At 49.0% G+C, this 23,103-nt stretch carries 18 protein-coding genes; 7 read left to right on the top strand and 11 right to left on the bottom strand.

What is annotated here, in order from left to right; genetic code table 11:
• Window positions 1-179 precede the first annotated feature (179 nt).
• From ACGHZ6_RS03465 to ACGHZ6_RS03445, 5 genes are all read right to left on the bottom strand, one after another.
• A complete protein-coding gene (locus ACGHZ6_RS03465) occupies window positions 180-1,241 on the bottom strand; it encodes a helix-turn-helix domain-containing protein (protein WP_390617402.1) in 1,062 nt (353 codons plus the stop codon).
• Between the two features lie 123 nt (window positions 1,242-1,364).
• Complete coding sequence (locus tag ACGHZ6_RS03460; protein ID WP_390617401.1) at window positions 1,365-2,789, bottom strand: D-arabinono-1,4-lactone oxidase; 1,425 nt, start codon at window positions 2,787-2,789, stop codon at window positions 1,365-1,367.
• Entirely contained in the window at window positions 2,786-3,163 is a 378-nt protein-coding gene (locus ACGHZ6_RS03455) for a c-type cytochrome (RefSeq protein WP_390617400.1), read from the bottom strand. The genes ACGHZ6_RS03460 and ACGHZ6_RS03455 overlap by 4 nt, the downstream gene beginning before the upstream one ends.
• 40 nt (window positions 3,164-3,203) lie before the next feature.
• Window positions 3,204-4,493 (bottom strand): DSD1 family PLP-dependent enzyme, encoded by a 1,290-nt coding sequence (locus ACGHZ6_RS03450; RefSeq protein WP_390617399.1) that lies wholly within the window; start codon window positions 4,491-4,493, stop codon window positions 3,204-3,206.
• An 87-nt stretch (window positions 4,494-4,580) separates the two neighbouring features.
• The gene (locus tag ACGHZ6_RS03445) at window positions 4,581-6,857 is read right to left on the bottom strand and encodes a TonB-dependent receptor (RefSeq protein ID WP_390617398.1); all 2,277 of its coding nucleotides are present in this window, start codon (window positions 6,855-6,857) and stop codon (window positions 4,581-4,583) included.
• A gap of 191 nt (window positions 6,858-7,048) precedes the next feature.
• Here ACGHZ6_RS03445 and ACGHZ6_RS03440 point away from each other — a divergent pair, with 191 nt between their 5' ends.
• The gene (locus ACGHZ6_RS03440; RefSeq protein ID WP_390617397.1) at window positions 7,049-8,089 is read left to right on the top strand and encodes an AraC family transcriptional regulator; all 1,041 of its coding nucleotides are present in this window, start codon (window positions 7,049-7,051) and stop codon (window positions 8,087-8,089) included.
• 9 nt (window positions 8,090-8,098) lie between these two features.
• On the opposite strand, the gene ACGHZ6_RS03435 is transcribed toward ACGHZ6_RS03440, so the two are convergent.
• The 4 genes from ACGHZ6_RS03435 to ACGHZ6_RS03420 all read right to left on the bottom strand — a co-directional run bounded on the left by ACGHZ6_RS03435 (window position 8,099) and on the right by ACGHZ6_RS03420 (window position 10,780).
• The gene (locus tag ACGHZ6_RS03435; protein ID WP_390617396.1) at window positions 8,099-8,725 is read right to left on the bottom strand and encodes a PDC sensor domain-containing protein; all 627 of its coding nucleotides are present in this window, start codon (window positions 8,723-8,725) and stop codon (window positions 8,099-8,101) included.
• A gap of 76 nt (window positions 8,726-8,801) precedes the next feature.
• The gene (locus ACGHZ6_RS03430) at window positions 8,802-9,200 is read right to left on the bottom strand and encodes an MmcQ/YjbR family DNA-binding protein (protein ID WP_390617395.1); all 399 of its coding nucleotides are present in this window, start codon (window positions 9,198-9,200) and stop codon (window positions 8,802-8,804) included.
• Window positions 9,201-9,410: 210 nt separating this feature from the next.
• Window positions 9,411-10,067: a 3-oxoacid CoA-transferase subunit B gene (locus tag ACGHZ6_RS03425; protein ID WP_390617394.1), complete on the bottom strand. Its 657-nt coding sequence runs from the start codon at window positions 10,065-10,067 to the stop codon at window positions 9,411-9,413.
• Between the two features lie 11 nt (window positions 10,068-10,078).
• Window positions 10,079-10,780, bottom strand: a complete 702-nt coding sequence (locus ACGHZ6_RS03420) for a CoA transferase subunit A (RefSeq protein WP_390617393.1) — start codon at window positions 10,778-10,780, stop codon at window positions 10,079-10,081.
• Window positions 10,781-10,899: 119 nt separating this feature from the next.
• On the opposite strand from ACGHZ6_RS03420, the gene ACGHZ6_RS03415 reads away from it, so the two are divergent.
• The 3 genes from ACGHZ6_RS03415 (at window position 10,900) to ACGHZ6_RS03405 (ending at window position 16,317) form a co-directional block, all read left to right on the top strand.
• Window positions 10,900-11,784, top strand: a complete 885-nt coding sequence (locus ACGHZ6_RS03415) for a LysR substrate-binding domain-containing protein (protein WP_390617392.1) — start codon at window positions 10,900-10,902, stop codon at window positions 11,782-11,784.
• A 15-nt stretch (window positions 11,785-11,799) separates the two neighbouring features.
• The gene (locus ACGHZ6_RS03410) at window positions 11,800-12,534 is read left to right on the top strand and encodes an esterase/lipase family protein (protein WP_390617390.1); all 735 of its coding nucleotides are present in this window, start codon (window positions 11,800-11,802) and stop codon (window positions 12,532-12,534) included.
• A 108-nt stretch (window positions 12,535-12,642) separates the two neighbouring features.
• On the top strand, window positions 12,643-16,317 hold the full coding sequence (locus ACGHZ6_RS03405; protein ID WP_390617389.1) for a two-component regulator propeller domain-containing protein: 3,675 nt from the start codon (window positions 12,643-12,645) through the stop codon (window positions 16,315-16,317).
• Window positions 16,318-16,497: 180 nt separating this feature from the next.
• On the opposite strand, the gene ACGHZ6_RS03400 is transcribed toward ACGHZ6_RS03405, so the two are convergent.
• Window positions 16,498-17,718: a hypothetical protein gene (locus ACGHZ6_RS03400; protein ID WP_390617388.1), complete on the bottom strand. Its 1,221-nt coding sequence runs from the start codon at window positions 17,716-17,718 to the stop codon at window positions 16,498-16,500.
• Window positions 17,719-17,774: 56 nt separating this feature from the next.
• On the bottom strand, window positions 17,775-19,193 hold the full coding sequence (locus ACGHZ6_RS03395) for a PLP-dependent aminotransferase family protein (RefSeq protein ID WP_390617387.1): 1,419 nt from the start codon (window positions 19,191-19,193) through the stop codon (window positions 17,775-17,777).
• A gap of 265 nt (window positions 19,194-19,458) precedes the next feature.
• Between ACGHZ6_RS03395 and ccoG the strand changes: the two genes are divergently transcribed.
• From ccoG to ACGHZ6_RS03380, 3 genes are read left to right on the top strand one after another with little or no spacing between them, the layout of a single operon-like run.
• Window positions 19,459-20,883, top strand: a complete 1,425-nt coding sequence (gene ccoG / locus ACGHZ6_RS03390) for a cytochrome c oxidase accessory protein CcoG (protein ID WP_390617386.1) — start codon at window positions 19,459-19,461, stop codon at window positions 20,881-20,883.
• A gap of 9 nt (window positions 20,884-20,892) precedes the next feature.
• Window positions 20,893-22,560 carry a nitrite/sulfite reductase gene (locus ACGHZ6_RS03385; RefSeq protein ID WP_390617385.1) on the top strand — a complete coding sequence of 556 codons (1,668 nt, stop codon included), beginning with the start codon at window positions 20,893-20,895 and terminating at the stop codon, window positions 22,558-22,560.
• Window positions 22,544-23,035, top strand: a complete 492-nt coding sequence (locus tag ACGHZ6_RS03380; RefSeq protein ID WP_390617384.1) for a DUF934 domain-containing protein — start codon at window positions 22,544-22,546, stop codon at window positions 23,033-23,035. The genes ACGHZ6_RS03385 and ACGHZ6_RS03380 overlap by 17 nt, the downstream gene beginning before the upstream one ends.
• The last annotated feature ends 68 nt before the right edge of the window (window positions 23,036-23,103 follow it).

Here is a 23,103-nt window from a genome sequence, read left to right as displayed (position 1 = left end):
TACCTCACTCTCATTTGGAAACTCTTTTATCAGCCTCATCTCCCCCGTGGCCGCTCTCCACCTAGCGAGCAATAGCACTATTTGGGATTTTTAGGCTACCAAGAGAGAGGGAGGATTTCTTTTGGCGAGGGCTATAAAACTTTTGATTTTTGATATTCAAGTAAGAGAAGACAAAAAGCCTATTTGCGCCCAGTGGCAAGCTTCTGGAAGGCTTTGGGCGTAATGCCGGACTCGCGTTTGAAGGTGGTACTGAAGTTACACACATGCTCATAGCCCACTTCCATTGCGACTTGCGTGACATTCAACTGTCCTTCAGTCAGTAATTGGCGGGCATGCTGCATACGCGCATTCATTATATAATCCGAAATCGAGCACCCATGAAGCGCCTTAAAACAGCGCTTTAATCGGCTCTGACTGAGACCAAGGGTAGTGGCAAGTTCCTCTACGCTGGGCGGGCTCTGTAAACCTTGCAATAACAACTGACTGGCCCCAGCCATCTGTTCACGCTCTTTGTTTGAAATATACTCCTGATCCTGCTGATTCTCCTGCTGCGCGATATTGAATAACGCTAGACACATCAGCTCGACGGTTTTAGCCTGTAAGAAAGCACGACTACAGGGATGGGAGGTATCTGTATTCATCAAGATTCGCAGCGCCTGTACAATATCATCATTCATTGTAAAGGCAGAAATCGTGTACTGCTTACCTTGTAGAATAGATTGAATACACTGCGGCAGTTGCTCTTCCTGCAAGCCAAACGGTTTTTTGTACAATACCTGCAGATCACAAATCAGCATTACCAGAAGATAATGCTCATCTTTTTCGACTGAATCGGTGAGACAGACCTGCTCCTCACAATAAGAGATCAACATACTTCGCTCATACATTTCGAACGATGTAAGTTTTTCTATGTCGGCCGCCGATTTAACAACATCGGTGTTATTCTCGGCCAGATGAAACTTGCTATTGCCGACTAACCTAAAAGACATAATTAACTTTTTACCGGGGATGATGGTTTCCTCATCTTCCGTGCCAATGACATGACCGGTACGTGAAAACTCCATCACCCTGAGCAAAATACCCGGCTGTAGCTGACAGAGAAACTCATAGCCCACCCCGGCCTCTGCATCATGGCGAATATAGTTTTGGCCTGAGCGTAGCTGAAAGCGGCTGGCATCGGTAAGGGCGAGATTAAAATATTCTGTGATGCTATCGGCGTTATTATTGCTTGATATAGCCATACGATGAATCTCTGTGTGAGTTTCGTAGGGCTATCATACGCTTTTGGAAATAAATAGGAACCGCTGACCGAATAGGCCGATAGACTGTAGCGCTCGGCCTATCCGTCAGGAAAAGAAAGTCTATTAAACGAATAGTCTCTTCAGGTGTGTGTTTAACATCTTGCCTTGAGGGTCTAACGTACGGCGAACTTCCTGGAAGTCCTGCCAGTGGCGCGGATAAAGATTCTTCAGGCGCTTGGCATCCAGGGTGTGTATCTTGCCCCAGTGTGGACGGCCTTCGTACTTCCAGAAAATCGGCTCAATCTCAGCGAAGATTTCCTTGTACTTTAAGTCGGCATACTGATGAACGGAAATGGCAGCACCTGCTTGGCCTTCATACATCGACAACCAAATATCGTCTGCCTTGATATGACGGTATTCCAGCGGCATAGACAGCGGCAGCTTTTTCTTTTCGATGGTAGCGAGGACTTCCTTTAAACATGCAGGACCAACTTCCACAGGTACGGTATATTCCATCTCACTGAAACGCACAATGCGATCGTGAGGGAAAACCTGGAATGATCGGCCGGTACGGGTGGTACTTACCGCATCCATATCAATGGCCGCATGCAACGCTTTATCATAGAGTTTCGTGCCTACCACAGGAACCCAGGCAGTCATATCAAAGGCCTCACGGATTTGATTAACCGCTTTTGGATCATCTTCACCAATACTCTTATCACCAGGTTTAGCCTCATTGGTATACACCGATAGGGCTAAATTGGTATAGGGTAAAGGCAGAAACTCGAAGTTTCTGTTTTCGCTGAAGTGCTTATCGAGGTTCTCCAGCAAGTCACTGGTGTATTCGATTTTGCTGACTTCGGTGATATTAAAGGCTTTGGTATTTTGTAAGCGCATACGAGAAACCACGCCCAAAGCACCGATATTCGTGCGTGCAGCCTGGAAAATGTCGGCATTCTTTTCAGCGCTACATTCGATCAAATCTCCTGCTGGGGTTGCCAGTGTCAGGCCTGCCACATAACTGGACATGGAACCAAAATCGATACCTGTGCCATGCACGGAAGTCGCCATGGCACCACCGATGGAGGGATAATCCATATCCGGCTGGTTAGGTAACGCCTGACCAATACCATCGAGCAACGGAGTCAGGTTATGCATACGAGTACCGGCCCAGACTTCCGCCTGTAAGGTTTCCGGATCGTGATCAATCACACCGTGCATCAAGTCAGTGGTTAACAAGGTTTGATCGGTTGGCACGACACCGGAGAAGGAATGACCAGAACCCACAGGGCGAATTTGACCTTTAGCCCCTTTCAAAACACTAATCAGCTCATCTTCGTTAGTAGGTGCAGCCCTATCGCTCGGCACACAGGATTCATTGCCCGCCCAATTGATCCAGGGCAGCGGGCCACCGGGCTTGAAATTCTTTTCAGCAGCCGATTTTGGTAGAGCAACATTTTCAACACCACAACCGGTCAAGGACGTTGCTGCCGCAGCACCGGCAGCCAGGGTGATAGAATTCTGGAGAAATTTACGGCGAGAATTCATTTTACATCTCCTGCTTGTACAACTTCTTGTGCTTTCTTTTCTGGTGTTGGTAAGTTAGCCATTAAACGGACCATGGCTCTAAAGTCCTCTTCGCTGCAGGAACTGCACTTGCCCAAAGGTGGCATTTCTTTCAGGCCAAAAATGACACTGTGCAATAAACCCTCCTCACCTTTTTCCTTGGCCAACTCGCCCCACACCTGCATATCGCCCATCAGCGGTGCACCGATATGGGGGTTGGAATGACACTGCACACAGTTCTGTACCAGCAATTGTGTTTGACGCGGTGTCATATCGGCATAAGCACTGGCACAGCCAAGCGCAACGCTTGCGGATAACCACGCACTTATCTTTTTTACAGTTGGCCAAGACTTCATTAACAAGAACCTCTTTCTTACTTCGTGTTTTCTTAACTGGTTAGGCATTTGCTGACAGCACCGGCCAGCGATCGACAATTTCACCCTGGTCGTAAACGGCGATATCGCCAAACTGCAGGAATACCGATTCACTTTGCGTCGGGCGCAGGAATACCCAGTCATCCTGCTGCAACTGAACATTGTCAGAACCGTTGAGCATTTCCTGGTTAGTAGAACGTCCATAGAGCGGATTAACGGATAAACCGGAAGGAGACTCCGGCTTGGCTTTCCAGTAACCGCCGTAGGTAAAAAATGACTGCTGGCGGTTGGGGTTCCAGAAGGACATTAACTTACCCAGACCATCAATACCGGGTAACTCTGTCGTCTGCAGGGATTTCAGTACCGGTGTGGCAATAAAGGCGGCTGGACGATGATCAACCAATTCAGGCGAATCAAAATCCGTGGGTTTAACCAAACAGGAACCGGCCGCCAATTCGTTATGGGGGAAGTTACCTTCGTTATACAAACGATACGTCGGGCTGCCTCCGGCATTTAACGTCAGACCTTCCAACGATCTGCCCAGTACCTGCTCGGCAACAGCGATTTTCCCGGCGTAAACGCCCATCGCCTTATCGCGCAGTTTAATTTTGTCGAACGGTAATTTGGCAATATGCGGCTCATAGCCCATAAATCCGGAAAAGCGTAAACGTGGATCAGCTTCGATCAGCTTAAGCATATCTGCCAACTCCTGATCCTGTTGCACACCACCGCGGTGCAAACCAACATCCAACTCGATATTGATCTGCATCGGTGTATTTAAGGATTCGGCCAGCGCCTGGTACTGCTTCAAGCGCGGTAAGGAATCGATTAACCACTGCAATTGGGTACTGCTGTTAAATGCAGGCTGACTATCCAGGCTGCTGTAAAAGTTTTGTGCCGCCTGAACGGGTAGGGGTTTACCCATCAGAACATCGGCGTGTGGAAATTTACGAGCTACCTGCGTTAAAAACGGTTGATGAAACAACATCAAGCGGTTGGTATTTGCCCCCAGCATCACCATCTCCAACAGTGGTAATGACGGTAAGGATTTCGCCACGATACGAAAATCAAAACGATTGCCAATATGAGATGTTAGCGACGCAATATTCTCATTCAGAATAGACTTATCAATCACCATGGTGGGCTGCGATAGCTGCGCGCGATCTAACGCACCGCTTAACTGCTGATAATAGGGCTCGTGATTTTTGCCCTGCTTAGAAGGCTTCGCTATCAGTGCTGCACCAACAGTACCCATAGCCAAACCGCCTAATAACAGTTTTCTACGTAATGAACTTTGAGGTTTACCAGACATATTTGCCACCTTAATACTTATGTCTTTAAAAAAGCTTGGGCCACTTATGCAGCCCAAGCGAATTAGCACACTGTGTGGAGAGTGATGCTAGAAGTTGTAACCCAAATCGATACCGTAGATTCTTGGGGTATTACGAATACCCGGGAAAGTACCTATACCACCGGTATCGAAGTTGATCAGATATTCTTCGTCGGTGATATTTTGCCCCCACAGTGAAACCTGCCAATCGCCATCAGCACTCTCCAACGTGACTCGAGCAGACAGATTTGTGTAGGAATCTTCGAGGTCGTCCAGGTATTTACTTTCAAGAGCAACCGCAACCGGGTCTGAAGGATCAACTGCCGCAGTGGCACCATCACGCTCTCCCACATAACTGTAGTCCGTGCGGAAGGTTACATCTCCCAAACTGCCAACAGTCATCACGTATTCAGCACTAATGCCAAAGGTTTCATCGGCTGCATTTGGTAAAGACTTGCCTTTACGATCATCTGCAGCCCCTTCACCTGGCAGCAGCGGATACTCAGTAATTTCTGTATCCAAATAATTGTAGTTAGCACTTAAGGTCAGGTTTTCAGTAGCGGCCCAAGTGATATCCATTTCAAAGCCAGTACCTTCGGCATCCTGGTTTCGAATAGCCAAAACCGGCAGCCCACCAGGGCCGTCAAATTGGTCATATTCCTGAAGATCCTCATACTCATAAGAGTAAACCGCTGCATTAAAGCGCAAGCGGGAATCCATCCAGGTACTCTTCAAACCCAGTTCAAGGTTGGTGACGGTTTCTTCATCTACCGGCTCGCCCACTTGGGTGGAGTTAAAACCGCCTGATTTATAACCGGTGGCATAACTTAAATAAGCCATGGCATCTTCAGCAAAGGCATAATCAAAAACCAGACGGTAGCTGACATTGCTCCAGGTCTTATCCTGATCATAGCCATCAACAACATCGGTAAACACAACACCAACAGGTGAGCCTAAAGACACACCCGCAACCGTTGGCCCAAGTGCGGTCAGCTCATAGTCTTTTTCATCGCGGGTATAGCGGATACCGGCGGTAACGCTCAGCTCTTCTGTCAGGGTATACGTCATATCACCGTAAACAGCGGCGCTGGTACTCTCTAGATCACCACTAGCGACTTCTTCATAAACCTGACCACCAGGTAGAACACCAAAGATCAGACCGCCGGTGACAGCATTAACGACGTCCGTTGAGAACTGAACAACTGTATCCTGCTTACCATGCTCTCTTGAGTACATAGCCCCCAAAGTCCAACGCAGGGTTTCATCGCTCTGAGAGCTCAGACGAAATTCTTGACTGAAAGAAGTATTTTCTTCGATGTTTTCAGTATGAAACATAATACCGCCAACACCAGGGAAGAATTGATCGGTACCATCTTCATCGCGCAGGTTGTTACTTTCAAAACGCTTGATTGAAGTAATCGACGTAAAGGTAAGCGGATCGAAGTCAGACTCAATGGTCATGCTACCGCCCCACAACTCCAGTGCTTCTTTCGAATCAGCATCCAGAGCGACATCGTCATCATAAATATCACTGTGGGTTGCGCTTGATGGGCCTACTGCTGCACTCTGATCCACATTGACATAGTCAATCTGGAACAGCACATCAGTATCTTCCGTTGCCTGCCAGGACAACATGGCGCGAGCTCCACCATTATTTTCAGCGGTCAGATCTTTACCGGATCGAGCTTCTTCGTAATAACCATCAGAGTGGTTATCCAACACGTTAACACGCAGCGCCAGGGAATCGCTTAAAGGCACATTCGCCATAGCCTCTACTTTACGTTTACCAAAATTACCTAAAGAGACTTTTGCACTACCTTCAACGTCTTGAGTAGGCTTGTTGGAAATCAGGTGGATAGCACCTGCCGCGGCATTTTTACCAAACAGGGTGCCCTGCGGTCCTTTCAACACCTCGACACGCTCAAGATCCTGAAACGCCGTCATGGAAGCACCGGAGCGACCGGAGTAAACTCCATCGACATACACCGCGACCGCTGGGTCGGCTCCGATACCGAAGTCATTGGTAGAAATACCGCGAATACTAAAACGCGGCTGGGTAGCCTGGGTAACGCGTGTTTCCAGACCTGGGGTATGAATCCCCAAATCATCAATACTTTGGGCACCGACTTTACCAACAAAATCTGCCGACATGGCACTGATGGAAATCGGCACATCCTGCACGCTTTCCGCACGCTTCTGGGCCGTGACTACAATTTCTTCCAGGGTATAATCAGCCGCTACAGCAGAACTACTGCAGATACTGGCGATAGCCAGTGGCAACAGTTGGGTACGATACTTGTGCCAGGGGAGCGCGGTATTACCGGATTTTTTGTTAATTGCTCTCATACTCTTAACCTATTGTTTTTCTTGATATTTTTATAATTTGGTAGGTAGTCGGTAAGTCGTATATACTCGGGCGAGCGGGCTTACTTCCACCTAAGAAAAACTTTAAGAGAATTAGCAAGCCCTCAAAACCACCAATACGGCCAACCCACGACATATTCGGCAAACGATTTACAGGCTATTTAGACCAGGTGATGAGAGAGAATTTACGACAGCCCCTAGCGCCTTTTGCCCGCCAGGATAAGGTAATCCCGGTTTACCTTTTTCAGTTGATCAAGAATATTTTGCAGTCAGAGGGAATCCCTATTGATTCCTTGACCAAAGGGTCAGAGGTTAGTGCTGAAGACTTGGCCCACCAGGATACCTTGATCTCATTTGATCAAAGCATGGTCATTATCGCCAATGCCTTAAAGCTCAGCGGCGATCCAGCCTTTGGACTTAAAGTTGGCAGTCTTGAAAAGTTAAATGATTTGGGGATTTTAGGTTACGCTCTTTCTTGTTGCAGTGATGCAAAGGATGCCTTGCGCATTACCCAGGCTTATGGTCAAACGACAACCAATCTCGCTACGATAGAATTATCCTTGGCTGAAGAGCAAGTCATTTACGAATCCAACCCCATCCATCCAGTACCTCCTGAGCTGTATCGATTCCTTGCTGAAGAAGCACTGATGTGTTTTGTTAATTTAAGCCGTCGGGAAGGCCAAATCGAAACCAAGCCGCTTGAAATGCATTTTGCCTATCCAGAACCGGATTATGTACAGGAGTATCACGGCTACTTTCAATGCCCCCTGTTCTTCGACGCCGAGAGCAACAAAGCCATTATGTCAGCCAAGGCACTGGATGTACCCAACCCGGCAGCAAACCAGGTCACGGCAGAGCTCGCCATTAAACTGTGTGACGACATGCTGACCCGGCAAGATAGCCAGCGCAGTTTAATCAATAAGATCCAGTTAATATTCCTGCGTGATGAAGATAACTTCCCGACCGCCAAAGATATCGCCGAAGAACTAGGACTAAGCGAACGTAATATGCGCAGAATCCTGAAAGAGCTGAATACCTCTTTCCAGGAAATTTTTGATGATGTGCGTAAAGATATGGCAATTTCCTATTTGGAAAACTCCGATCTGATGCAGGAAGACATTGCCGAAAAGCTGGGCTTTAGTGAAGCCTCCAGTTTTTATCGCGCGTTTAAGAAATGGACTGGCAAACCACCAACGGCTTACCGGAAATCATAGGCTATCATCTTACAAAAGCTCTTCCAATTGCTTGGCCAATACGTGACTTAACTTCACCCCCACCACCATCACACCTATTGCGTCGCCGTTTTCAAGTACCGGTACAGAAATTTGCACCGCATTAAACTGGCTGCTTTCATCCCATTCCATATTACCGATATAGACGTTTCCCGTTTTTCCGCTAAACGCTTTAATAAACTTATCTTCATCACCTTGCCAGTAATCAGATGTTAAAGGATAAGTCGCCACATTGGCGCCCTGATTATCGGTAATAAAAGCCTCTGTATAACTGCCCGTAGAGCTAATCAGGTTTTGTAAAAAAGTACCGGCTTCGCTTGCCAGCATGGCTTGCTTAAAACTGTCACTGCTATCGGTAGTGGTCCAGGTTTTGTCTCGGGCCGTAATCGTCTCCAGGGTAAGCTTTTCAGCGTTCTGCTTAGCAACGGCATTAACCAATACCTCATTGGACGCCACACGCCCCAGGCGAGCCACCTCTGTTAAGAGAATGCTTTTGAGTTTTTCCTGATTCCACTTAACCTGTTCAGCAGCCTGGAGCTGCAAAGATAGCTGAAGTGAAACAAGTATTCCTACGCAGGCAGCCAAGCCCCACAGCGTGTTTTTATGTAGTCGAGTCATGGAAACCTCAATTGCTTAAGAGGAGGAGTGCTTTCACAACTATAGCTGAGATTAGCGGCTTATCTATATAGAGGCGCTAGCGATTGTCGCCTGAATCACCGTGCAAGCTATCGGCTGAATACAACAATTCCATGGCATGACGTTCGGACTTCTTCAGTCCTTTAAATACCAAGCTGTAGGAATGGTCTATCATCCGCCGGATTTCACCATCGGGGACGGTACCGTCAAGCAATACGGTATTCCAATGGCGTTTGTTCATATGGTAACCAGGCTTTACGCCTTCAAACAGCATACGCAAGACTTCGGCCTGCTCGGGGTCACACTTGAGGTTTGTCCGCACAACGCCTTTCTCTTCACTCAGGGTGGCGAACATTTTGTCTTTGACTTTAAAGACTGCCACATCGGGGTAAAAAGGAAAGTCCTCCCAGGCTTCGGGTTTGGAGAGGAAGTAATCGCGTGCTTGTTGGTAATCCATATCAATATCCTTACGCTGAGACCTTAGCGTAACGGTCTTTCTTCTATAAAAAAAGCCCATAAAAAAAGGGGAGCCTGGATAGGCTCCCCTGTGCACAAGCTCAGTCTTACGGACTGATATTTAAAAAGACTACAAGCTACCTCGAAGGGAAATTAATGCGTCCACTCAAATGGGGTGCAGTGTTTCAATCGCGGCCCCAGGCGGTCCGAATCAAAACTCCATTTCAGGGACGACTTCAGGCACTACCAGCTCACCGGCGGTTTTCTGGACGATTTCATCCACAGAAATACCAGGCGCGCGCTCTTTCAACCAGAATTTACCATCGGCAATTTCCACATAGGCCAGATCGGTTACCACCTTCTTGATACAACTGGCACCCGTCAGCGGCAGGGTACACTGCGGCAACAATTTAGAATCGCCATTTTTAGAAGCGTGGGTCATGGTAACGATAATATTATCGGCACCGGCCACTAGGTCCATCGCACCACCCATACCTTTTACCAGCTTGCCGGGGATCATATAGGAGGCAATATTGCCCATAACATCCACTTCAAAGGCGCCCAGTACCGTCAGGTCCACATGGCCACCGCGGATCATGGCAAAGGATTCAGCCGACGAGAAAATAGACGCACCGGTAACCGTGGTGACGGTTTGTTTACCGGCATTGATCATATCCGCATCGATTTCGTCCTCGGTAGGGAAAGGCCCCATACCCAGCAGACCATTTTCCGATTGCAGCATCACTTCCATGCCTTCCGGTACATAGTTGGCAACCAGGGTAGGAATACCAATACCCAGGTTCACGTAGTAACCGTCTTGCAGCTCACGGGCAACACGCATGGCTAATTGTTCACGACTTAATGACATGGTGTGCCTCCTTAAACTTCGCGCACAGTGCGCTGTTCAATACGTTTTTCGAAAGTGCCCTGAATCAGGCGATCGACATAAATACCCGGGGTGTGGATCTGGGTTGGATCCAGCTCACCTGGCTCGACGATTTCTTCCACTTCCACCACGGTGATCTTGCCGGCGGTGGCCGCCATCGGGTTAAAGTTCTGCGCCGTATGACGATAAACCAGGTTACCGTAGCGGTCGGCCTTCCAGGCTTTCACAATCGCGAAGTCACCGGTGATGGATTCTTCGAGAATGTACTTACGGCCATCAAATTCTTTAACGTCTTTGCCCTCACCTACAGCAGTACCGTAACCAGTTGCCGTATAGAACGCCGGAATACCCGCACCACCGGCACGCATCTTCTCGGCCAGGGTGCCCTGAGGGGTCAGGTCCACTTCCAGCTCGCCGCTCAACAGTTGTTCCATAAACAGCTGGTTCTCACCCACGTAGGAAGACACCATCTTTTTGATCTGCTTGTCTTCCAGCAGGATGCCCAGACCAAAGCCATCGACACCACAGTTATTGGAAACAATCGTCAGGCCTTTGGTGCCTTTGCGTTTAATTTCGGTAATCAGATTTTCAGGAATACCGCAGAGGCCAAAGCCCCCAGCAATGATGGTCATATCGTCTTCCAGACCAGCCATTGCCTCTTCGTAACTCCCAACCACTTTGTCAAAACCAGACATGGGCTCACTTCCTCTTTATCGCTCTTTATATTGAGTATGGAACCAGAATGCGTCGGCCGCTTATATTTATCAAATGAAAAAAATAGAAGAATTAATCCATTTTATGGAATAATAGGTCGATGAACGTCACCCTGAAGCAAGTCCGTGCCTTTGTTGCCATTGCCCAGTCTCGCAGCTTCGCCGAGGCCGCCGCGTCTATTCACCTGTCGCAACCGGCCTTGAGCAGCGCCATTAAGAATCTGGAAGAGACAGTCGGCGGCCAGTTGCTGGTACGTACCACCCGCACCTTTGCCCTGACCCCGGAGGGCGAGGCCTTTCTGCCTGTCGCCCAACGCCTGCTGAACGATTGGGATGATGCCCTGGAAGATCTAAACAATCGCTTTGAACTGCGCTACGGCAAGATCTCCATTGCCGCCATGCCCTCCTTTGCCAGTAACCTGCTGCCACTGGCCATGCGGGAATACCGCAACAACTATCCGGAGGTACGCATCACCCTGCACGATGTGATTGCTGAAGAAGTGGTCACCATGGTGCGCCAGGGACGGGTTGAGTTGGGAATCAGTTTTGATCCCGGTGACAGTGAAGACCTGAGTTTTACCCCGCTGTTTGAAGACCGCTTTATTGCTGTCTTACCCGGCAACCACCCACTGCTGGCCCATGATCAGGTTGATGCCAAAAGCCTAATGGCATCTGACTTTATTACCTTGCAGCAGTCTTCGCGCCTGCGCCAACTGATCCGCGAACGAGTCAGTGAGCAAGGACTTACATTCAATCCAGCCTTTGAGGCGCATCAGCTAGCCACTATCGGCCGTATGGTAGCCAATGGCCTGGGGGTCAGTATTGTGCCAGCGTTATGTGAGCAACAAATGCAGGAATTAGGGGCCCACTGTCGCACCTTGGTGGAACCGACCATTCAACAGCAAGTGGGGCTGATTACCCGCCGCCGCTATCCACTCTCTGCAGCGTGTCAGGCCATGGCGGGTGTATTGGAGAAAACCTATTAGAGTAGAAGGATGATTATGCGCGCACGAAATCTATCCACAGCCATGCTATGCCTCCTGATGTGGCATAGTGCCCCCGCCGCCTATGCGATTGAATGTGTAGTACTTTTGCACGGCCTTGCTCGCACCTCCCATTCCATGGATGAAATGGCGCAACATCTCGTGCAAGCCGGTTACGCGGTGGCCAATATCAACTACCCCTCTCGTGATCACACCATTGCCGAACTTGCACCTATGGCCATCAATGAAGGTATCGAGCGTTGCAACCAGCAGGACGCTCACCGAATCCATTTTGTCACCCACTCCCTGGGAGGTATTTTGGTTCGCCAATACCTGGCCAGCTCAGCCTGGCCCGCCAACAATCCAGAACTGGGTCGTGTGGTTATGTTGGGCCCTCCCAACCAGGGCAGCGAGATTGTCGATAACCTGAAGGACATCCCAGGCTATGAGCTTTGGAATGGCCCGGCAGGTAACCAACTAGGCACCGATGCCAACAGCATTCCCCGCCAACTTGGCCCAGTGAATTTTGAACTCGGCGTGATTGCCGGAACCGATACCATGAACCCTCTGCTGTCGCAGTATCTGCCAGGTCCCAACGACGGCAAGGTATCCGTTATCAGTACCAAGGTGGAGGGTATGACTGATTTTATTAGCCTGCCGACAACTCACACCTTTATGATGAACAACGATGAAGTAATCTCACAGGCGACGTTTTTTCTGATGAATGGCAGATTCGATCATCAAACACCGTAAATCTACAGCGCTATCGGCCGTTAAAAGTCTGTAACTTTATGGCTCTTACTCCTATGATTAGAGGTAAGATGACCAGATAGCCATTTTTACCGCTGTTACGGATTTACTATGCGCTTAACCCGAAGGACCGCGGCCTCAGCGACGAGGCTTTTTTCAATTGCACGCCATATCCATTCCACGCTTAAACAGTCTCTAGCCTTAGTTACAGCCACCCTCGCCCTAAGCAGCACAACACCGGCGCTGGCCCAAAATACCCTCGAGCAAATCACCTTAAAGCAAGGCCTCAGCCAAAGTACCGTTTTTGCCATTTCCCAGGACGACACCGGGTTTATGTGGTTTGGTACCCGCAATGGTCTCAACCGCTTCGACGGCTATGACTTCCGCCACTATATGATTGAGCAGGGCCTATCGAGCAACTTTATCTGGTCCATTGTGCACGATACCGACAACAGGCTATGGCTGGGCACACAAGGGGGAGGACTGATAGAGCGCGACAGCGAAGGAAAATTTAGCCCGCTTAATGATGGCCCGAAAGTCATCGTCGATCTTAAAGTCAGTCGTAACACCACACGCGGCCCAGGCCTGTGGGTGGCCAGCCTCGATGGCGGTTTGCACTTTTATAATCAGCAGGAAAAAACATTCACCCACTACAGTCAGGATGTCTCCGGTTCAGCCTGGTCGGTAGTGGAGGATCACGACAACAATATCTGGATCGCCTCAGCTAATGAAGGCCTGGCCCGATTCAACCAAACCACCCGCAGTTGGCAACACTTCCGCCACAACGCCGACGACCCCAACAGCCTTTCCGGTAACAATGTCTGGGATGTGATCGAAGATTCCAATGGCACCATCTGGGCTGCCACCTTTGGTACAGGTTTAAACAAGCTGGATTCGAATAACGGCCATTTTATTCATTTCCGTCACAATCCCGATAATCCCAAAAGCCTGAGCAATGATTTTGTCTGGACACTCATGGAAGACAGCCGCGGCCGGTTATGGGTAGGCACCAATGGCGGCCTGAATTTATTGGATGCGGTAAGCGGTGAATTTCACCACTACCTGGCCACTCGGGAAATCAAAAACATTTATGAGGATGACGCCGGCATTATCTGGGTGGGCACCTATTACGGTGGCATCTATAAACTCGACGAAAAGAGCAATAAGTTTCAGCTGATCAGCAACAACAATACCGACCTGGCTCTTGCCAACAGTACCGCTAACGATATTTACGAAGCGCCAGACCAAACTTTGTGGGTAGCCAGTGATGCCGGTGGCCTCAATCGCTTATCGCTAAAAGATAACCAGAGCACTCACTACCTGCATAACCCCAAAGACCCTACCTCCATCAGTAACAACCACGCCATGTGTGTAACCCCCATTTACACGGGCGAACTATTGATAGGTACCTACTCCGGTGGCCTCAACCGCTTTAATCCTGAAACGGAAACCTTTACCCGTTACCAGCAGGATTCTAATAATCCGCAGGCGATTAACGACAACAGTGTGTTTGACATACTGCAGGACAGTAAGCAGCGTATTTGGCTGGCGACCTGGCAAGGCGGTTTAAACCAGTTCCACCCAGAGACCGATAGCTTTACCCATCATACTTTTGATCCCAATAATCCGGACTCCATTGGCGATAACTATATCCAGGTATTATTTGAAGACAATCAGCAACGAATTTGGATTGGCACGGCTTCAGCGGGCTTGCAACAATTTATCCCGGAAGAAAATCGCTTTATTCGCTACCAGCACGACCCGGCCAATCCCCGCAGTATTAGCCACAACCATGTATACAGCATTCAGCAGGCCGAAAATGGCCGCCTGTGGATTGGAACAGAATCCGGTGGTTTGAATTTATTTGATCCCCTCACCGGCGCTTTCCAACACTATATGGATACCGACGGCTATTTGAATGCCGCCATTCTGGGCATTGAAGAAGACAGCTTACACAACCTGTGGATCAGCACCCGCGACGGCCTGCTACGCTACAACATCCCGCTAAATACTGCATACCGCTACGATGAAGGCGATGGCGTACAGTCGACAGAGTTTATTTCCGGCAGTCATTTAAAAGGCAATAACGGTTATCTGTACTTTGGTGGTGTTGGCGGCCTGACTTATTTCCGTCCAGAACTGGTAGAACACAACCGCTTTGTACCACCGGTGGTGATTACCGACATACACATTCTGAATGAGCAAAATCACCGCACGATTGATTTAGAACACCAAACGGACGTCACCCTGGAATATCACGAGCAACCGTTTGAACTGAAGTTCTCAGCCCTTAACTACACCCGCAGTGAACTCAATCGCTACAGTTACCAACTCGAAGGGGTCGACAAGAACTGGATTCAAGAAGGCCCTCGCCGTCATGTGGTGTATCACCAGATATCCCCTGGTAACTATACCTTCCATGTGAAAGGCACTAATAACGACGGCATCTGGAATGAAACACCGGCCACCCTGAATATTCGTATTCTGCCACCCTGGTGGTTAAGTGCCTGGGCCTATGCCGCCTATGCTGCACTCATCATTATTCTGCTGGTTACCTACTGGCGCTGGCAGCGACGCGCCCGCCAGGCGGAACTCGACCGCGATATTGCCCAAAGCTCTGAACAGGCGAAACAGAATTTCCTGGCTAAAATGAGCCACGAAATTCGTACACCGCTCAGTGGCATGTTGGGCATGGGATTACTGCTGGAGCGAACACGCCTCGATACAACACAGCAGCGCTATATCAAATCCCTGCTCAGTGCCGGTAATGCGCTGCTCAATATCATTAACGACATTCTCGATTTCTCTAAAATTGAAGCCCATAAAGTCGAGCTTATTGAAAAACCTTTTAACCTCAAATCTCTGATTAATGAACTCCTGGAGCTGTTCCATATTGAAACCCATCGCCGCCAGCTTACCCTGAAGCAGGATTACAGCCTGGATATTCCAGAACACTTTGTGGGTGATTCTGTACGCCTGCGGCAGGTGCTCAGTAACTTAATTGGTAATGCGGTGAAGTTTACCGAAGAAGGTGGTGTGTGGATTACAGTTACCGGTAAATTGATTAATCACAACACCGCCAGCCTGGTGATAGAAATCAAAGACAGCGGCATTGGTATTGAAGAAAAACGCCTGCGCACAGTGTACGAACAATTCATCCAGGCGGATGCCGATATTCAACAAAAATACGGTGGCACCGGTTTAGGCTTATCCATCTCCCAACAGCTAGTGCAGTTAATGGATGGACGATTGGAACTCACCAGCAAATACGGCGTCGGTACAACCGCGCGCATTGAAATAGATTTACCTATCGCTTCGCAAGGCGACAAAGCCCAGGCAGAACAGGACGATGCAGAATACCAATACAATGCCCGCGTGATGATTGTTGAAGATAACGAGATCAATTCCCTTGCCCTATCGCGCTTGTTAACGGATATGGGCTGCAACACTATCGAAGTACGCGACGGTGTTGAGGCACTCGACTACCTGGAAAACCATGAAGTAGATCTTATCTTTATGGATCGACATATGCCCAATATGGATGGAGTGGAGGCCACCAAAGAAATTCGCAACCAACCGTACTGGGATTCACTGCCGATTATTGCGCTGACGGCAAGCGTGTCATTGAAGGATAAAGCCGAATGTCTGGACGCAGGTATGAATGAATATTTACTGAAACCACTAATGCCGGAAAAAGCTTTGGCGATTATCAGTAAATATTGTCATCAGTGTCGTAAGCTGGTTAATCCGCTGGATAAATCTGGATCCAGTAAAGTGTATAAGTAATCTGATCTAAATAATAAAAAGATTTTTAAGAAAACTGTTGGCGGGCCTTAAGCTTGTGGCCCGTTATTGCCTTTCAAGACCTTCGGAGGCAGGACGCCGACGCAGAGCGCTGCCTGTAAACGAGAGTGGATGCCGGAAAGCGTGTCTTGGAAGGCAATAACGGGTCATAAGCGCCACGATCTAGTTTATAGCAACCTCAGCTTTCGGCGTTGGCATATCCTTTTCACAAAGAACCTTAGCTTCCGCTTCGGTTTTATCGTATGCCTGAATTTCCATATTCACACAAACCGTCATAGGTTTCCCTTGCCAATAGGTAGTGCAATCCTGCAACACCTGATCACCGTGCTGCCCCGGGTTAGCGCCCATACTGGCTTGCCAACAGGCAGACACCAAATCCTGCTCCATGACTTTCATCGCCGCATCGCGACCATCTTCCTTGGCATACCAAATATAACTTGGGTGGTTAGCTCCCAGAATCGGCGCGGTTTCTGAATCGGTAATGGAAATGGTGTTATAGGAGTTTACCCCAAAGTCCTGCAGCTTGTAGTACTCAGACACCCAGGAGCGAACCGGGCCACCGTAAGCCACAATTGGCAATGCACTTTTACCTTCATCCACATCCAGTAACAAAGGCAGTTGTTGTAATACATAAGGCTCGAAGTAACTGTAAGTATCTTTTAACGAACTACCGGCACTGGCAGGTGCAGCAATAGGCGCAACATCCAAAATGCTCTCATACAAGGTGACATCTTCACTGGCGACACTATTAAGTTCTAACAGTTTTTCCCAGCGCTGGCTGGTTTTGGAATTCAGGTAATCCTGATCCGGTAGCGAGTAATCAGGTGGAAAATGTAACAACTGTACGGAGCGCTGATTAACAATGGACAACCCCAACGGCAGGAACATACGCCATTCATCGTCATTCCATTTACCCGCAGCTTTTAGCTCGGTAACGGCTTTGGCCGCCAGGGTACCGTTTTGTAAAAAGGTGGTGATCTGGCCCTGATAATCATTAACGGATTCAGTATCACCGGAAATAGTCGCTGTGTAAGTATCGTTAGCCACAGTGACATCAACACTACCATTAGTAATCAAATCGCGTTGTACACGCTGAGTCAGATAGTGCTCGATGGTTTGTTCCAGTGTTTCGCCATTATTGGCATTGGGATAACTGAACAGCGTGGTTAAGGTCGCAGTATCACCCAGCGTAATAGAAACATGGTAAGCTGGCGCCTGTTTTTCCGTATTGTCATGAAGCGTGTTTTCAGTGACAGTTTCTGTTGTCTGCTGTGGCGTTGTTGCCGTTTTTTGCGCCGACTCCTGGCCACAACCAACTAGCAGTAAACTACCCCCTAATACACCTGCCAGGGCGATTTGTGAAACTTTTGTTGTGTAACCCATAACATATCCTTATTGCTTATTATTAGAAAAACCATTCCAAAGTTTTATAACAGCCCTTAGATAGTATTGGCAATCATTTTTCCTAACGACTGCAACGCGCTTTGTCGTTCTTGCGTCCATGGTTGGGCAAAACTCAAACGTAAAAAATGATGGTAACGCTCCTGAGCGGTAAACAAACGTCCGGGAGTAATGGTGATCCCCTGCTGCCTGGCCAAATGAAACAGCTGCAAGGTATCCACACTTTCCGGTAATTCTAACCACAGCGCCAGACCACCTTGTGGATAACTGCACGCCGTCGCCATCGGCAAATGCTCGACAATTAACTCCTGTAATTGGTCACACTGCCGTCTGAATTGCTGACGCCGTTGGCGCAGATAACGATCATAGGCGCCATCGGCCAGGTATTCACTGGCGCCCTGTTGTGCAGTAGCACTACTGGCTAATGAGGTTACGACTTTTAATCGTTTTACTTTTTCCAGATATTTACCCGGGGCAATCCAACCCACGCGCAAATCCCGTGACAGGCATTTTGAAAACGACGAGCACAATAATACCGAGCCACTGTCATCGTAGGAATGCAACGTACGCGGACGCTGCAAACCAAACGGAAGCTCGCCGTAAATATCATCTTCGATAATGGCTACACCGTGTGTTTTGGCCAGCGACAAAATTTTCAATTTACTGGCTTCCGGCATACAGGCGCCCGTCGGTGTCGAATAACTCGGTGACAGCATCAGGGCTTTTACCGGCCAGTGCTGCAAGGCCAACGCCAGGGCATCGGGGCTGATGCCGGTATCCACTGAACAAGGTAGTTCCAAGGCCTGCAATCCTAGCGCCTCCAGTAATTGAAATGCGCCATAAAAACCCGGTGACTCAATAGCGACGACATCGCCGGGTTGCGTTGTTGCCATCAATGCCAATAACAATGCGTGTTGGCAGCCAGAAGTCACGACCAGCTCACTGGCATTTACCTGGCTACCACCATGGGCCAAACGATGGCTTAGCTGCTCGCGTAACATCAACAAACCCTGTGGCTCATCGTAGTATTCCTGCTCCAGGCGCGACTGGCGACGCAGAGCTCTGGCCAGGCAACGGCGCAAGGGCTCATTACTATCGTGAACCGGTTTAGGTGGCGGAGGGAGTAAATCAAACGCGGTGCCCTTTTCCATAATATCTACCAGCACCTGCCCCACCGATACCGGTACAGGCTGAATAGAGGGCTCACTGGTCGCCGGCTTGGTTAGTGCAGACGTAGACTGAGCCGGTGCTGCAACAAAATAACCGGAGCGAGGCCGGGCCTCTATCAGGCCTTCGGCCTCCAACCGCGCATAGGCGGTAAGCACGGTGGACTTGGACAAGGTGGCATCACGACTTAGCTGCCGCACAGAAGGCATACGCTCTCCCGCGGCCAATTGACCTATACGTATCTGCTCGCGCAGGCGCTGCTCCAGTTGCTCATAGCGGTATTCAGTCATATGGGTACAGTTTCCACAAAAATCATAGTAACAGTTACAGATAGCCTCTATCTGAACCTTAAAATATAACATTTTTTGAATCTGTACCCATAACCCTACCTTACCTACACTGAACATCCAAACGCCCTGATGCTGGTAGCTCGTCCCCGTTCGCCACATCAGCGCCTTCAGTGTGAGTAGGCCACTTAGTTAAAGAGAAGTCGGGCTACTCACACTCTTTTTACATTCAAATTACACAATGCGCCGTGAAGTTAAGGAGGGCTAAATGCCCGACATTATCGCCAGTAGCTCTGATTCATCAGTCCGTTATGTTGATCGCTACCAAGCTGCCGACAAAATTTATACCCGCCGCGTAAAAGGCTTTTACCAACGCCTGCGCCGCTATACCGGCATTCCCCTGCTGGCTGCTTTTTTACTGATTCCCTGGATTCAAATCGATAACCGACCAGCCATGCTGTTCGACCTGAGCGCCCAAAAGTTTCATATCTTTTGGATGACCTTCTGGCCCCAGGACGGCATTTTACTGGCCTGGTTGTTAATGATCGCAGCGTTTTTATTGTTTACCGTGACAGTGTTGGTGGGACGGGTATGGTGCGGCTTTACCTGCCCGCAAACCGTTTGGACACTGATGTATATCTGGGCTGAAGATAAGTGCGAGGGAGACAGAAACCAGCGCATCAAACTCGACCAGCAACCCTGGAGCCTGGATAAACAGGGCTTTAATAAACTGTGGCGCAAATCTGCCAAACACAGTATCTGGTTGCTGATAGCCCTGGTTACCGGCCTGACCTTTGTCGGTTACTTTTACGGTATTCGTGAACTGGTTGTGGACTTTGCGACCCTGAAAGCATCAGGTGAGACTTATTTCTGGGTCGCCTTTTTCTTGCTGTTTACTTACCTCAACGCCGGCTGGCTGCGCGAGCAGGTATGTAAATATATGTGCCCCTACGCACGCTTCCAGTCGGTAATGTATGACGACCATACCATGCTGGTGACCTATGACCATCTGCGCGGTGAAAACCGTGGGCCACGTAAAGCTAGTAGTGATTACCAATCCCAGGGACTCGGCGACTGTATTGATTGCAACTGGTGCATACAGGTGTGTCCGGTGGATATCGATATTCGCGATGGCCTGCAAGCCGAATGTATCGACTGCGGTTTATGTATTGATGCCTGTGACAATGTGATGGACAAGATGGGATATGCCAGAGGCCTAATCCGTTTTACCACCCAGGACATTATTAACGGCGGCAAGAAACATATCTGGCGCCCCCGCTTTATCGGCTACCTGCTGTCTTCAGTGATTATTACCGGTTTGTTCATAGGCATGACCGCCAGCCGCACGCCACTCAGCGTCGATGTGGTGCGCGATCGTGGCAGTCATTTATTCCACTTGGCTAACCAGCGTGTTGAAAACGTATACACGGTAAAAATTAACAATATGGATCGTGGCCAGCAGAGCTACCAGATCAGCCTGGAAGGTAACCCTGCCTATGTTTTTAAAGGCATGCGCAAAGTCGTACTGGAAGAAAGTGAAGTACTCGCTGTGCCCATTCGCGTCAGTATTCCCCGAGACAAGGTAGAGCGCACCAATGACACCTTCTCCGTGGTTGTCACGTCGCTACAGCAACCCAACATTAGCGCCCAACAGATAACTCGCTTTTTAGCTCCACTACCTGGAACAGATTAAGAGATAGCCATGTACCAATACGATCATTACGATAAACAATTACTGCGCGAACGGGTGCAACAATTCCGCGAGCAAACCCAACGCTATCTCGACGGTAAATTATCCGAGGAAGCTTTTCTGCCGCTGCGCTTGCAAAACGGCCTGTATATTCAACGGCTGGCACCGATGCTGCGGGTTGCGGTGCCTTACGGCATGCTGTCTTCCGATCAGCTGCGCAAGCTGGCGGATATCTGCCGTCGGTACGATAAAGGTTACTGCCACATCACCACACGACAGAATATTCAGTTTAACTGGCCGCAACTGGAGGCCGTACCGAATATTCTGGCAGAGCTGGCGGAAGTGGAAATGCACTCCATCCAAACCAGCGGGAACTGTATCCGCAACGTGACCTCCGATGCGTTTGCCGCTATTGCCGATGACGAAGTCGCTGACCCGCGCCCCTACTGTGAAATGGTTCGTCAATGGTCAACCCTGCATCCTGAATTTGCCTTCCTGCCGCGTAAATTCAAAATTGCCATTACCGGTTCTATTGATGATCGCGCAGCCCTGCAATTTCACGATATAGGTTTGCGCCTAACCCATAACGACAAAGGTGAGATGGGCTTTCAGGTATTTGTTGGCGGTGGTCAGGGTAGAACGCCGATTATTGCGCCGCGTATTCGTGATTTCTTACCGCAGCGTTATTTACTCTCTTATCTGTGTGCCATTCTACGCATTTATAATCGCTTGGGGCGCCGGGATAACAAATACAAGGCTCGTATCAAGATTCTGGTTAAAGCCATGGGTGTTGAAGAGTTTCGCAAAGCGGTGGAAGTGGAGTGGCTGGCGATCAAAGACAACTATTCCCCCTTACGGGATCAGGATATCGAGCTGGCCAAACAGCATTTCAGTCAGCCAAAATATCAAAGCTTTGATAAACCTTTGTCCATAAGCGAGTTGGGGCAAAATAAACAACCACAGTTCAAACACTGGTTGATGCACAATGTGCGCTCGCACAAATCTCCAGGCTACTGTGCCGCTGTCCTATCCTTAAAAACACCGGGCAAAGCGCCGGGTGATATTACCGATGAACAACTGGAAGCCGTCGCCAACCTGGCAGACCGTTATAGCTATGGTGAAGTACGCACAACTCACCAGCAAAATATTGTACTGGCCGATGTTCGCATCGACAAACTCTATGAGTGCTGGCAAGCCGCACGTAATCACGGGCTGGTGAGCCCCAACATCAATACCCTGACCGACATTATCTGCTGCCCCGGCGGCGACTTTTGTGCGCTGGCGAATGCCAAATCCATTCCTGTCGCCAATGTTATTCAGCAACATTTTGACGATCTGGATTATGTTTATGATCTCGGCGAACTGTCCCTGAACATTTCCGGCTGCATGAATGCCTGCGCCCACCATCATACTGGCAATATCGGCATTCTGGGTGTGGATAAAAAAGGTGAAGAGTTTTATCAGGTAACCCTGGGAGGCAGTGAAGGCCGCCTTAATCAACCTGCCGCAATCGGTAAGGTGCTGGGCCCCGCTTTCTCGCGCCAGCAAATCCCCTCGGTTATTCAATCAATATTAAAGACCTTTGTCGCGTTACGTATCGAAGGTGAGCACTTCTTAAACACGTTAGAACGTATTGGAATGGCAGCATTTAAGGAGCAGGCCTATGCCAGTATTCGCTAGAACCGGCCGTATCGTCGACGACAATTGGCATCTCTGGGATGGCAATCAAGAACTGTCCAGTATAGAAGGCGGCATATTATTACTACCCGAGCTGTGGCAGACACACCGTTCACAGTTATTAGACAGTAATCGCACACTGGGGCTGATTATTCACCTGGACCAACAGTTAATTGACTGCCAGGAAGATCTTGGCCATTTCAATCTGATCGTGATTAATTTTACGGCGTTCAGTAATGGTCAGGGTTTTTCCATGGCGACTCTTCTCAGGGAGCGTTATGGCTTCCGCGGTGAACTACGCGCCAGTGGTGATATTCTGTTTGATCAGTTGTTTTATTTAAAGCGCTGTGGGTTTGACAGTTTTGAACTGGACGATGAGATTGATCGTACAGAGATTACCAAGGCACTGAACAGTTTCAGTGAAGGTTATCAACAGGCTTGTGACCAGCCGTTGCCGTTGTTTCGGTGGCGGACGTAACTATCTACGTTTATTAACAGACGCTTATTAACATCCACTCATCAAAAAGATCGAAAATGCTTTATAAA

Source organism: Maricurvus nonylphenolicus (assembly GCF_042854845.1).
GTDB classification, from domain to species: domain Bacteria; phylum Pseudomonadota; class Gammaproteobacteria; order Pseudomonadales; family Cellvibrionaceae; genus Maricurvus; species Maricurvus nonylphenolicus.
Note: the sequence above shows the minus strand (reverse complement) of the source record. Positions and strands in the feature narration are given on the sequence as shown.

Excerpts from the sequence above, each read along its gene's own strand:
- ACGHZ6_RS03465 (WP_390617402.1), bottom strand. The coding sequence starts at position 1,241 with ATGGCTATATCAAGCAATAATAACGCCGATAGCATCACAGAATATTTT.
- ACGHZ6_RS03455 (WP_390617400.1), bottom strand. The coding sequence starts at position 3,163 with ATGAAGTCTTGGCCAACTGTAAAAAAGATAAGTGCGTGGTTATCCGCA.
- ACGHZ6_RS03395 (WP_390617387.1), bottom strand. The coding sequence starts at position 19,193 with ATGACTGAATACCGCTATGAGCAACTGGAGCAGCGCCTGCGCGAGCAG.
- ACGHZ6_RS03430 (WP_390617395.1), bottom strand. The coding sequence starts at position 9,200 with ATGGATTACCAACAAGCACGCGATTACTTCCTCTCCAAACCCGAAGCC.
- ccoG (WP_390617386.1), top strand. The coding sequence starts at position 19,459 with ATGCCCGACATTATCGCCAGTAGCTCTGATTCATCAGTCCGTTATGTT.
- ACGHZ6_RS03450 (WP_390617399.1), bottom strand. The coding sequence starts at position 4,493 with ATGTCTGGTAAACCTCAAAGTTCATTACGTAGAAAACTGTTATTAGGC.
- ACGHZ6_RS03415 (WP_390617392.1), top strand. The coding sequence starts at position 10,900 with ATGAACGTCACCCTGAAGCAAGTCCGTGCCTTTGTTGCCATTGCCCAG.
- ACGHZ6_RS03440 (WP_390617397.1), top strand. The coding sequence starts at position 7,049 with ATGAGAGAGAATTTACGACAGCCCCTAGCGCCTTTTGCCCGCCAGGAT.
- ACGHZ6_RS03445 (WP_390617398.1), bottom strand. The coding sequence starts at position 6,857 with ATGAGAGCAATTAACAAAAAATCCGGTAATACCGCGCTCCCCTGGCAC.
- ACGHZ6_RS03380 (WP_390617384.1), top strand. The coding sequence starts at position 22,544 with ATGCCAGTATTCGCTAGAACCGGCCGTATCGTCGACGACAATTGGCAT.
- ACGHZ6_RS03410 (WP_390617390.1), top strand. The coding sequence starts at position 11,800 with ATGCGCGCACGAAATCTATCCACAGCCATGCTATGCCTCCTGATGTGG.
- ACGHZ6_RS03460 (WP_390617401.1), bottom strand. The coding sequence starts at position 2,789 with ATGAATTCTCGCCGTAAATTTCTCCAGAATTCTATCACCCTGGCTGCC.
- ACGHZ6_RS03425 (WP_390617394.1), bottom strand. The coding sequence starts at position 10,067 with ATGTCATTAAGTCGTGAACAATTAGCCATGCGTGTTGCCCGTGAGCTG.
- ACGHZ6_RS03435 (WP_390617396.1), bottom strand. The coding sequence starts at position 8,725 with ATGACTCGACTACATAAAAACACGCTGTGGGGCTTGGCTGCCTGCGTA.
- ACGHZ6_RS03405 (WP_390617389.1), top strand. The coding sequence starts at position 12,643 with ATGCGCTTAACCCGAAGGACCGCGGCCTCAGCGACGAGGCTTTTTTCA.
- ACGHZ6_RS03400 (WP_390617388.1), bottom strand. The coding sequence starts at position 17,718 with ATGGGTTACACAACAAAAGTTTCACAAATCGCCCTGGCAGGTGTATTA.
- ACGHZ6_RS03420 (WP_390617393.1), bottom strand. The coding sequence starts at position 10,780 with ATGTCTGGTTTTGACAAAGTGGTTGGGAGTTACGAAGAGGCAATGGCT.
- ACGHZ6_RS03385 (WP_390617385.1), top strand. The coding sequence starts at position 20,893 with ATGTACCAATACGATCATTACGATAAACAATTACTGCGCGAACGGGTG.